The following is an 11,016-nucleotide window of genomic DNA, read 5'->3' on the forward strand; positions in this document are numbered from 1 at the left end:
AATTAAAAAAGGGAATCAGAAATATGATCCCCTTTAATTTTCTTACTTTCTGATATTTAGCTTAGCAATGATGCTACGATACCTCTCAATATCATTTTTGTGTAGGTAGTCAAGAAGTCTTCTTCTTTTACCTACTAATCTCAAAAGACCTAGTCTTGATGCATGGTCTTTCTTTTGTGTCTTTAAGTGGTCAGTCAAATGATTGATTCTGTAAGTAAACAATGCAATTTGTGACTCTGGAGAACCCGTGTCTGTATCTGACTTTCCGTGTTCTTTAAAAATTTCTACCTTTTTTTCTTTTGCTAGATACATCCTATAAATCTTCTACCTCTATTATTTAAAGCGCAAAGTTACGCTTTGTTCTTATTCCTAGCAAATCTTCGCCTAAGCTTTTCAATAGCTATACGATAAGCATCTAGTTCAAATATTCTAGCATCCACTCTTGCTTGTTTCAAAAAGAATAATCCAAAGGGTAAAAGGATCATGTCTGACATCCAGACTGCCAAGTAGGGATTCATCGCCCCTACTTTTGCTTGTTTCTCCCCAATACTTGTGAAAATGTAATAAATGATAAAAAAGAATATAGCAATAATGGTAGGCACTCCCAATCCGCCTTTCTTAATAATTGCGCCTAGAGGAGCCCCAATAAGAAACATCAATATACAAGCTAAAGCTTGTGCGTATTTCTTATATTTTTCAATGGTATACAGATTTGCATCTTTTTGAAATTGAAAAATTCTTGACTTTACTGAATTGAGATTCACCTTTATGTTCCTTGCTTTATTTAGAGCATCAGCTACTAGTGGTTTATTCTTATTTGCCCCCTTATTTAAATAGGCATCAAGGTGTGTCCATGTCAAAGTATCTATTTTACCAGCATAAAGCTTATTGCCATTACTTTTTTTCTTCTTATTTTTTTTGACATCAGTAACTAATTCTTCTGATATAAAAAGCTTATCAGATTTTTGATTTAATGGTTTTTTTTTCGGGACAACCTCGACAAAAGCAACAGAACTTGATGTATCCACCCAATTAAACATATTAACATACAGTGTGTCTTCTCTCGGCCAAACATTGGTATCGTCCTGTTCAACTGTCTTTTGTTGCTCTGATTTCTGCACAAATAAATTTAGAGGAAACATCGAAGCTTCAACCTCATCAATCTTGTCTTCTTTTTGCTCACCATCTTCTTGCTTTAAGTCTGCTTTATTGATAATAAGATTTTTATTGCTCAGATGAAAATCAAAATATCTTCGAGTATTCTCAATTAGACCAGCTTTTTGCTTTACTATCATATTTCTAAATGAATCAATATCATCGGTTAGTTCATCGATATTCTTCATTTGCCGGTTATTTTGGAATAACTCTTCTTTTCTCCTTTTTAAATCAAATGATGAGAGACTGAAAACCATATCCATTTTATAATACTCTGTGCGATAAAATCTATCAATTGAGTTTTTGGATACTGTCTCTTCTGAATAATAATGGCCATTGTATAGTTCCAGCTTAAGATATCTGTCATCCAAAATGGTATACATCAAACTTGAGTCTGCTAGTATGACTGTTTTGTTACCTCGTCCTTGTGAGTGATCGTAGATTATAACGTCGATCAGTGTCTTTCCATCTGGAAGTTTATCTTTTGCCTTTATACTGTAATTGGGTATTCCATTATAAAAGAGTCCTGGTTTTATGTCTAATGCGGGTTTCGTATGTTTTATATCATACAATAGGCTATAAGCCTTAAGGTTAGCAGCAGGAATTGCATAATTATTAAAGAAATAGGCCCCAATAGACAACACAAATACAAAAAGAAATATAGGTCTGAGTGTACGTATAATTGAGATACCTGAACTTTTAATTGCAGTTAGTTCGAAATTTTCCCCAAGATTTCCGAATGCCATCAGTGAGGCAAGTAATACTCCAAGAGGAAGTGCTATTTGCAGCATATTGAGAGAAAAGTAAAATAACAATTCGGCGAAAACTGTAAAGCCAAGATTCTTTCCGACAAAATCATCAAAGTACTTTAGCAAGTATTGTATAAGTAATATAAAGTTGGAAACTGCTGTGGTTAGCAGAAATGGTCCAATGAAGGATTTAAGCATTAATACATCCAACTTTTTCACGTGCAGGTATATTAGTTTTTAACAGCACACATGAAATTCGCGTAAATAAAACCACTCAATTATAGAGTAGATTTTATGCTCATTTCATAGCGGCGCAAAATTAGAGATTTGGATGATAGCAAGAAAGGTACCAGAGATTAGCCTCCAACTATTTCTTTTAAATCGTGAATAAGTGATCCCCAAAGCTCATGTGCTTCTTCGTCATCCATATCAGAATAATCTGTAATTCTAACATACACAGACTGGGTAAGTTCATTCATATCAATGGTGAATTCAAAATAGTTGCTGTCATCATCCTCATCATCCACCACGTCAAATCTTACATGATGATTAGTTCTATTGGAAGTCAACTTGGCTTTTGTTTCATCCCCGTCCCAAATGAATGTATAGACCTTATCTTCATTATTGATGTTTACATCGTCAGCAAACCACTGAGACAATCCCGATGCAGTACTAAAGTACGGGTACAACATTTTCTTAGATGCATTGAATTCAAACTCTCCTACATATTGATGCTTTGCCATACTTCTGAAATTTTCGATAAGGTAAAAAAAAAATCTATTTCGACAAGGCCATGGCTAAAAAGAAATCTTTTATAGATTTGCGTTCCTTTTTGAGATCGACATCTGAAAGGATGCAAAAAATCTCAAATTTTTCTTTTAATGGCGTGGTAGCTCAGTTGGTTAGAGCGTCGGATTCATAACCCGGAGGTCGGGAGTTCAAATCTCCCCCACGCTACTGGAGGGGATTTCTGAAAATGATTTTCAGAAATCCCTTTTTTTATGTTTGTAAGTTGGTGGTAGCCTGCTGGTTAAAATGGGAATCGTACTCACTAGCATGTTAAATTCAAAATAGTGCACCCTAATCTTTAGATAATTTTGTCTCTTTTTTATGATATTCGGAGATAATACCCACAAAAATTCAATCTCACCTAAAAAAGCGTTTTTCAATCTTCTTTATTAGCTTAATTCAATTGCTTCTTAGCTAAGTCATGATTCTGGAAATTAAATCTAGATAAGTGCTACTTAATAAAACTTTATCACAAGCTTGTCGAATTTCTTCTGGATGTTTACCGAGGTGATTTTGATAAATATTCTGTTCATTGTCAAACTTCTGCTTTTCCTAAAACCTACTATAGTATAACCATAAGGTACGACTTCCATCCAAACTCTTTTTTGGAAATGTTCTTTAATCACATTTCATACAGTTAGTTGGAACAAATCTGAATCAAGTGCAATAAACAAGCAATTATTAATAACAAAACATTTTAACTTATGAAAATCAACTTGCTATTTGCAGTATTTCTCATCGCTATTTTCGTGGCTTGTGATGAAGCACAGAACGAACTTGAGCTTGAAGCACCAAGTTCAAGTTCAATAAACGGGCCTCAAACAAGTTGTTCTAATAACAAGTGGGCACTTCAATTGAAAAAAGACGACAATACATTCTCTAATGTAGAAGGATCAACCATTGACATTTGTAATGACAGATTAACCTCTTTCAGATACTATTATGATTCCTCTTCTCCAGGCGGACCTAACGTAGCTGAACCTTTTAAAATCTGGCATCCAGATCCAAATGCCTCAGCAGCAGAAACAAAAAACTATTTTCAATATTTAAAAAATTTAGGTGTGAAAATAAGAACGTATGCTTTTCATTTAATCCCTACACCAGAGAATTGGATAAAGATCCATACAGAAAGACAAGACCATGCTCTAATAGCCGATTTCGTACCTTTATATCCCGAAAATATCTGCACTGCATATAATGTTACAGATGAATTTGAAGTATTCATATACAATCCTACTTCTTTTGAGATCCGTATAGGACTTAAAAAAAACACAATCACTCCAATTGATCCTGTTTGGGGAACTACAGTTCCTTCAAACGAGTCTTTTGCCGTATTAAATGTAAAACCAGCTACCGAGTTCAGTACTGGTCCTTGGGATGTTGAATATGTAGAAACTACAGATTATAATTTTGGAGATTGGCAACAAGTACACATGAAAGCAGTATATAAAGGTTGTGGAAATCCCTCAGACGCTTCATTCTATTTAGACGGAGGACTTCTTACTGGTATTATTGGAGGTCCAATTATAAATCATTCATGTGTTCAGGGGGACATTCAGTTCGGGCTTGCTCCAAACACTATATCTTATTCTAAATCTGAAATGGATGGCGAATTAGATTTTAGTTTGTTAGTTGGGTGTCATTCATGTCTTCCAGATGGTTGCATCATGCCCTGCTGGAGGATAGAGCCAATACTAAGTACAAGTCCTCCAATTAGCAATGGACCACAAATAGTGCAAGGCATTAGTGAAATCGTATCAAACGTTAGCCTTGGACATTGGGTGGACAATCAGGTTGGGAAAATTTGGGCACTCAGTTGTTATTAATGTAGACTAATTAATAAGTAAACGATGCTATAAAGGAGGCTTCATGCCTCCTTTCTTTTGTAACATGGATCGGTACTAGTTTTTTTCTTGACTTCAATCATCTTTTGCATTAATCACGTCTAAATGGAACGAGGAGAAACTTGGAATGCTCTACCAACACAAGATCTCAGATTAGAACTCTTTTAAATAAGCTCCATCCTTCAGTTTTTGCAAATGATACTGGTCTACCTCTGTCACTGCTCTCTGATTCAACTTCTGAAATAAATGATGTTCCTCTGCGATTCCTCTTAAGTCGGAATTTTTAGCAATGAGAATCATGTAATAGAAATGAATCAACACTTCTTGTTCTGTGAAGTGAGACTTTAGAATATTATAATAGAAGGCGGGATCCTCACTTTTATTTTTTATGAATAGAAGCAGCGTTTTATAGTTTTCGAGATAATGCTGAAAGGTATTTTTGTATCCCTCGTAAACAGCAACAAAGCAATGCTCAAAAGACTCGTCTGATGGTTTGGTTGCTCCGGCATCTGACTTCCTTCTTTTCTTCAGCGCATTGGCATCTTTTTGAAAATCCGCAAAAAGTGCATCAAAAGGATTCATCGTCTTTCGTGAACCACTTGTAGGTGTTAAACGAATTTGACTTGCAGCATTTATATGAAAATTGAGGAGCTGGAAAAAGGTGTTTTCGAATTGTTGGATTGCAATAGTTCTCGACTGAGACTCCATGATTTTTCTACTTTCATGAAGCTCCATACGCTGCAGTACTAATTCTCTCTTTTGATAAATCAAAGCAAGAAAGAAGAGAATCACACCTGCTAGCGCCCATATGGATCCTACAGTTCCTCCTAAAAACTCACCAGCCATTCCCATCATGGTATGATTTCCCCAGATAGGTTCTTCGAGGTTGTTAATTTCTTGTAGGAAGACATAACACACATACAAGCCAAGCCCTATGGCTATAAGTGCACATATGGCTAAAGTATTTGCAAAGACATCACCAAAATTGATGTTAGGTTTCTTCATAGGGTACAATTAGTTCCCTAAAATATGAAATTTTTGGTGTATTAGAAGATGATCAAGACTCGAAATCTATTTTCTTGTGACTACCATCGCAATATGGCTTATTTGATGAAGCTCCACATCTGCAAAAAGCAGTTACTCGATGTTTTGAGGTTTCAGAACCATCGTGATGCTTTACTTTAATATTTCCGTAAACCATTAAAGGACCTCCTTTAACTACCTCTACGATTTGTTCATCTTGGATATCACTAGTATTCTCCATAGTTTCATTGTTTAATTTATATGAAAGAGCCTCTGATGGGCACTTATCTATTTGTTCTTTTATTGTTTGGTCAGATGCTCCATTTACGTTCACCCATGGACGAGCCTTTGGATCGAAGACCTCCGACAGTCCTTTGAAGCACCTCTCTGAATGGATGCATTTTTCAGGTTTCCAGACTACTGTCAAATCTTCGCTTTCGTATTCTTTTACTTTTTCTGACATAGCTACAATTTAACTCCATCTGCTAACAAATGCTCATAGTCATCTTTATGCTTTTTTATAAAAACTTTAATGAAAGGACAAATTGGGATTATTTTTTCTCCTCTTTGATCTAATATATTAAGTGCTTCTCTGACAATCTTATAGCCTGCTCCCAGTCCCTCCCAGTTTTCAGGAACTTCCGTATGAACTAGGTACCACTTTCCAGTTTTCCCAATTTTGTAATCGATAACGGCTATTCCATCATCACCTTCAAGTTCAAATCTCTGCTTCGAAGGGTTATCAATTGTCTTATGATTTGCCAGATTCATTAACTAAGCTTTTTATATAGTCTGGAAGTGGCGTATTACTATCTAATTGATGATCGATTTCCGGCTCACCATAGCTTTGTTTGATCGGAATTACACCGCACCAAGCTGCATCGGGTTTTATAGAGACATTGACATCCCCAGCTCTTACTTTAGCAGCTGTATTCATTAGTGACAATCGTGCAATCTTCGTAATTGCTACTTGCTCAGGCGTAGGTTCTCCTACATCTGCAATACGGCTAGGAATATATCTGTCTGTGAACAGGTTGAAAAATTTTAGCTTCTCGATTGGATCCGTTATTTCTTCAACTTCCGCAAAGCCTATTGCTGATCGATAATTAAACGAGTGATCAAAAGCTGTTGGTGATAAAATGAGAGCATCTAGGTGTGTAACAGAAAAACTGACCTGTTGCCCTAAAATACTATCCATGAAACCACTTTTAGCCGATGCATGGATATAAATATAATCATCCACTCTAGCGAATCCCGTAGGTATCTGATGTGGTATGCCATCTCGATTAAATGCTATGGTACAAAAAAGACCTTTATCAATAATTTGATATAAGGTCTTTCTGTCCTCGGTACCTCTACTTGGATACCTCGATGGTATTGTATGGGCCATTAAGTAAGGATAATGAGAAGCAATAAAATAATAATGATAGCCCCTATGGAAATGGAAACTTTGCTATCCAACCCTGCCTGCTTCAATTCTTTTTTAATGTTCTTAACCTCCTTTTTTAATTCAATCTTTTGTTCTTTCTCCATATCAGAAAAGTCCATCTCCCAAATTTGGTGAACGCGATTTTCTAACTTCTCAACCTGTGCTTGAGGATCTGTTTCTTTCTTAGTGTTTGTATCAGATGCCGAGGCGATCAATGAAGTAGCCATAAAAGCAAAAACGAACGTTAGGTATTTGATTTTTCTCATGCTTAGATTGTTTAATGTTTAACTCTAAAAATAATCAAAGTTGAAATACGATCCAGCAAAATTTATTAAAACAAGCTAGAATAGATCGACTTTTTAAAAGTGAGAAAAAAAATTAATTCAATGCTAAAATTTAAGAATTGAATTTCTACATTTGCGTTCCGTTTTTGAGACGGAGATTATCGGGGTATAGCGCAGTCCGGTTAGCGTACCTGCTTTGGGAGCAGGGGGTCGTAGGTTCGAATCCTACTACCCCGACATTTAAAAAAGCCTTTAGGTAAAACCTGAGGGCTTTTTGCATTTGATCAAAGGCGGTAACTACCTTGAATTCATACCTCGAACTACCGCCTCAATACTATCCAAATAAGGACATTATTCATTTCTTTGAGGGCAGATTGCTACCGCAGCAGTCGCAAACATGTTTCTTAGATCATAAAACCTTCTATTTACTATCAGAAACATGGCTTCATTAATCAATATTAAAATGACCTTATATCTATACTACATAAAATCTACCTTCCAATGCAGCTTGTATTATAGAAGGAAATAATTCCTTAACGATAAAGCTTCAACTAGAATAGAGTTTAAAGCGAGGCTAGACGATTCACAAGATTCGTGAAAAATTAAAGGATGTAATTGAGGCGGATTCAATAACTGAAGATAAAGTACTATGAGAGCTTCTCTGAAAAATCTCACTTCACAAAATAGCTCTCGGAAATAAGGCAGTTAGGAGTGTATGAAATGCAAGTGAGTATAGTCGTCGTTCTCATCTTATGTTCTGGATGTAGTCACAAAAAAATCAATCTAATTTAGATTGGTTCGGTATGATTTCTTATGAGATTTAAAACTTTCATCAGTCCTCCCAAGTCATTGTACAGGACTCACATCCACCTGCAATACACTTATGACCAATAGTGGCGCCAAATTTCTTTATAGCTTCATAAGTGCAGCCACCCACTCCTGAAGTGCAATCACATGAAACTTCATCTCCTCCGATTATTTCATTTTCTGTTCTAGCTGATGTAAAGCCTTCTGGAACCTTTAAACTAATATAAGTTCCGAAAATGCTAACAACTACTACCTCTGAAGTCTCAATATTAATATCTGTATCTCCCCAAATCTCATTAATAAAAGAATCAAGTTCCTCACTCACTTTAGGATGCTTTATTAAGACTTCCCATTCTGGAGCTCTCAGTGATGGCTTCTTATCATTTTTTAAAACAAAGGATATTCCTGAATTTAAATCAATGAAACCTCCACCTATTCCTGCACCTAGCGCTGGAAAGATACCTTCGTCATCATCAGATGACTTTCCTACACACTTTTCTGTGCTTTCTTCTGGACATCTTGAACAACCTACTTCATCTCCAAGCTTAACAACATCACATCCGCCGCTACATGTACTAGTACATGTATATCCGCCCTCATCAGCATCGCCTGTATCGCCATTAAGATCTTGAGCAATGTAAACTATCCCTTCTGGTAAGTAAACTTTTAGAGAGGAGCCGTCTTCGGACAATTCGGATCTTGTTCCTTTTGGAAGTACAACCCCACCAAAATTAATTCCCCCCATATCCGCAGGTATCTTGGTGTCAAATACTTCACTATTTATGACTGGTGAGTGGGCTTTATCTTCACTACATGCAAAGCAGATGAGTGTGATAAGAATTAGAATATAGCTTTTTGTTCTCATGATTTGAAAAATTTGCAATTAAAGGTAGGATCAAAAACCATGATTAACAATACAATAGATATTATTTATTAAACAACTGTTCCACGTAGATATCAAGTAAATTATCAGTTGATAACTGATAATACTTTTAATAAAAGATTAGTTAAAAATTTACATAGTTATGCAATAACCAGTTTGGAATTGGTAGTTTCTTAATTACTAAGCAAGTCCAACAAAGAATAGCCAGACCATTCCTAGAAAGTGCCAAAACAAGAAGACATTATATGCATATTGTCTTGATTTAGAATGCACTCTATATTCTCTTATTTTTCTAAAAACTGATGCCAGTAGTATTAGCCCTATTGAGACATGAATGAAATGGATAAGCGAAAACGGAAAAAGTATATTCCTGAAAGTCAGGTTGGAATCAATTAATTCATTCCATCCTATCACTTGTAACGCAGAAAAGAGTAAGCCGAAGAACAAACCTAATCCAGCGAATCGAAAGGCTTTTTCGATTTCATCTTCTTTTATTTTGATTTGGGACATGACTAGAAGCGCACTACTAACGAGAATAAACCATGTAGCGACTTGATAAATAGTAGGGATATTCAAACTTGGTAACTTCTGAAAAAACCATACGATTAAGAGTGTGAAAAAAATTAGAGAGCTAGTAATTATGAATAAGTGAGTCATATGCTTACTTGCAGTGACCATTCTTTGCTTTTCCATCAGTCTTTCCTGTACTATTTCTCTTTCACTCATATTATAACTTCTTACGTTACTTTAACTATTCAAATTTTTCAATGTTTCGAATTTATTCTTAAATCTTAACGCCAAAATCCATCTTTCATTTTGCTACTCAATAGCGTAATTTGGGGCTATGAGAAAAAAGATAAAACCGATTGATTTAGTCCGCCCGGATAAACTTTTATTTACTGGTTTAAAAACACTCACAGAGTTTACCCTTACTCCCCTTAATATGTATGCTGATCTCAAAGCACAGTCAAAAGGTAAAGCGGAGATTACTTTTATCGGTGAAAAAAAATTAGAGGAAGTAAAAGTTCAGCTTTTTTCTTTCAATGAAAAAGAGGTTGAAGAATCGATTGAAAAGAATTTTCAATCGATGAAAAGCCTTGCCAGTTCACACATTTATTGGTTGAATATTCACGGATTACATGAGGTTGAATTGATTCAAGAATTAGCCTCTATTATGGATTTAGATAGACTTTCTGTACGCCAACTTTTGGATACAACTCAAAGGCCAAAAGTTGAAGAATTTGATAACTATTTATTCTTCAATCTCAAATCGATTCTTTTGGATAATGAAAATCGACTTGACGTAGAACAGCTTTCTTTTGTACTAGGTAAAAACTATGTAATCTCCTTTCAGGAGAAAGAAAGTGATCACTTTGATGACATAAGGTCTAAAATTCGTGAAGGGATTGGGTTCGTCAGGAAGCGAACAAGCGATTATCTTCTTATCCAACTATTGGATGCCATTCTTGATAACTACTTCGAAACGATAGAAGATATCAATGAGGATATTGCCAAACTCGAAAAAGAGGTCTATAATGATCCTAGAAAAGAAACGCTTTTTGAACTTGAAAAGAGCAAAAAAAGGGCAGACTTGATCAAAAAGTCATTGACACCAATGATTGAATCGATTAACTACATTCTTAACAACAGGACTTCTTTCTTTCAGAAGCCTAACATAAAATACATTAACGATTTGCGAATGAGCTGTGCGAATGCATTGGAAGAGGTTGACTCAACAGCACGTGCGCTCGAAAGCTTAACAAATATCTATTACGCATCATTGAGTCAGAAAATGAATGAGACCATGAAGGTTTTGACTACTGTTGCTACCATATTTATACCATTGACATTTATAGCTGGTATTTATGGAATGAACTTTGAATATATGCCTGAATTACAATACAAGTATGGTTATTTCACCATTTGGGGGGTGATGATCTTGATATTTATCGCAATGGTGGTGTACTTCAAACGCAAGAAATGGCTATAGGCTAATCTTCAAAACTGGTCAGGTTATCTTCAGCTTCCTCCTATCCGTCGAACTAAATTGGAA

General features: G+C 35.6%; 12 protein-coding genes and 2 tRNA genes. 4 read left to right on the forward strand and 10 right to left on the reverse strand.

Annotated elements, in window-relative coordinates; all coding sequences use genetic code 11:
* Nucleotides 1-42: 42 nt before the first annotated feature.
* The 3 genes from rpsO to ABJQ32_07265 form a co-directional block, all read right to left on the reverse strand.
* On the reverse strand, nucleotides 43-312 hold the full coding sequence (gene rpsO / locus ABJQ32_07255; GenBank protein ID MEP5289431.1) for a 30S ribosomal protein S15: 270 nt from the start codon (nucleotides 310-312) through the stop codon (nucleotides 43-45).
* A 38-nt stretch (nucleotides 313-350) separates the two neighbouring features.
* Entirely contained in the window at nucleotides 351-2,123 is a 1,773-nt protein-coding gene (locus ABJQ32_07260; protein MEP5289432.1) for an LptF/LptG family permease, read from the reverse strand.
* A gap of 137 nt (nucleotides 2,124-2,260) precedes the next feature.
* A complete protein-coding gene (locus ABJQ32_07265; GenBank protein MEP5289433.1) occupies nucleotides 2,261-2,647 on the reverse strand; it encodes an START-like domain-containing protein in 387 nt (128 codons plus the stop codon).
* 140 nt (nucleotides 2,648-2,787) lie between these two features.
* On the opposite strand from ABJQ32_07265, the gene ABJQ32_07270 reads away from it, so the two are divergent.
* Together ABJQ32_07270 and ABJQ32_07275 are read left to right on the forward strand one after the other, a co-directional pair.
* Nucleotides 2,788-2,861: transfer RNA gene (locus ABJQ32_07270), tRNA-Met, on the forward strand.
* A 536-nt stretch (nucleotides 2,862-3,397) separates the two neighbouring features.
* Nucleotides 3,398-4,519 carry a hypothetical protein gene (locus ABJQ32_07275; GenBank protein MEP5289434.1) on the forward strand — a complete coding sequence of 374 codons (1,122 nt, stop codon included), beginning with the start codon at nucleotides 3,398-3,400 and terminating at the stop codon, nucleotides 4,517-4,519.
* 171 nt (nucleotides 4,520-4,690) lie between these two features.
* On the opposite strand, the gene ABJQ32_07280 is transcribed toward ABJQ32_07275, so the two are convergent.
* Genes ABJQ32_07280 through ABJQ32_07300 form a run of 5 tightly spaced genes read right to left on the reverse strand, consistent with a single transcriptional unit; the run spans nucleotide 4,691 to nucleotide 7,255 of the window.
* Nucleotides 4,691-5,542: a putative phage abortive infection protein gene (locus ABJQ32_07280; GenBank protein ID MEP5289435.1), complete on the reverse strand. Its 852-nt coding sequence runs from the start codon at nucleotides 5,540-5,542 to the stop codon at nucleotides 4,691-4,693.
* Nucleotides 5,543-5,594: 52 nt separating this feature from the next.
* Nucleotides 5,595-6,023, reverse strand: coding sequence for a (4Fe-4S)-binding protein (locus ABJQ32_07285; protein MEP5289436.1), 429 nt, complete (start codon nucleotides 6,021-6,023; stop codon nucleotides 5,595-5,597).
* 2 nt (nucleotides 6,024-6,025) lie between these two features.
* Nucleotides 6,026-6,331: a GNAT family N-acetyltransferase gene (locus ABJQ32_07290; protein ID MEP5289437.1), complete on the reverse strand. Its 306-nt coding sequence runs from the start codon at nucleotides 6,329-6,331 to the stop codon at nucleotides 6,026-6,028.
* Entirely contained in the window at nucleotides 6,312-6,950 is a 639-nt protein-coding gene (locus ABJQ32_07295; GenBank protein MEP5289438.1) for a pyridoxamine 5'-phosphate oxidase family protein, read from the reverse strand. Before ABJQ32_07295 ends, ABJQ32_07290 begins: the two co-directional genes overlap by 20 nt.
* Nucleotides 6,950-7,255 carry a hypothetical protein gene (locus ABJQ32_07300; protein ID MEP5289439.1) on the reverse strand — a complete coding sequence of 102 codons (306 nt, stop codon included), beginning with the start codon at nucleotides 7,253-7,255 and terminating at the stop codon, nucleotides 6,950-6,952. The genes ABJQ32_07295 and ABJQ32_07300 overlap by 1 nt, the downstream gene beginning before the upstream one ends.
* Before the next feature lie 180 nt (nucleotides 7,256-7,435).
* On the opposite strand from ABJQ32_07300, the gene ABJQ32_07305 reads away from it, so the two are divergent.
* A tRNA-Pro gene (locus ABJQ32_07305) sits at nucleotides 7,436-7,510 on the forward strand.
* Between the two features lie 595 nt (nucleotides 7,511-8,105).
* Here ABJQ32_07305 and ABJQ32_07310 read toward each other — a convergent pair.
* A complete protein-coding gene (locus tag ABJQ32_07310) occupies nucleotides 8,106-8,945 on the reverse strand; it encodes a hypothetical protein (GenBank protein ID MEP5289440.1) in 840 nt (279 codons plus the stop codon).
* Between the two features lie 198 nt (nucleotides 8,946-9,143).
* A complete protein-coding gene (locus ABJQ32_07315; protein ID MEP5289441.1) occupies nucleotides 9,144-9,689 on the reverse strand; it encodes a hypothetical protein in 546 nt (181 codons plus the stop codon).
* Between the two features lie 118 nt (nucleotides 9,690-9,807).
* On the opposite strand from ABJQ32_07315, the gene corA reads away from it, so the two are divergent.
* Nucleotides 9,808-10,953 (forward strand): magnesium/cobalt transporter CorA, encoded by a 1,146-nt coding sequence (corA, locus tag ABJQ32_07320; GenBank protein ID MEP5289442.1) that lies wholly within the window; start codon nucleotides 9,808-9,810, stop codon nucleotides 10,951-10,953.
* Nucleotides 10,954-11,016: the final 63 nt, after the last annotated feature.

It is taken from the genome of Marinobacter alexandrii (genome assembly GCA_039984955.1).
GTDB lineage: Bacteria > Bacteroidota > Bacteroidia > Cytophagales > Cyclobacteriaceae > Ekhidna.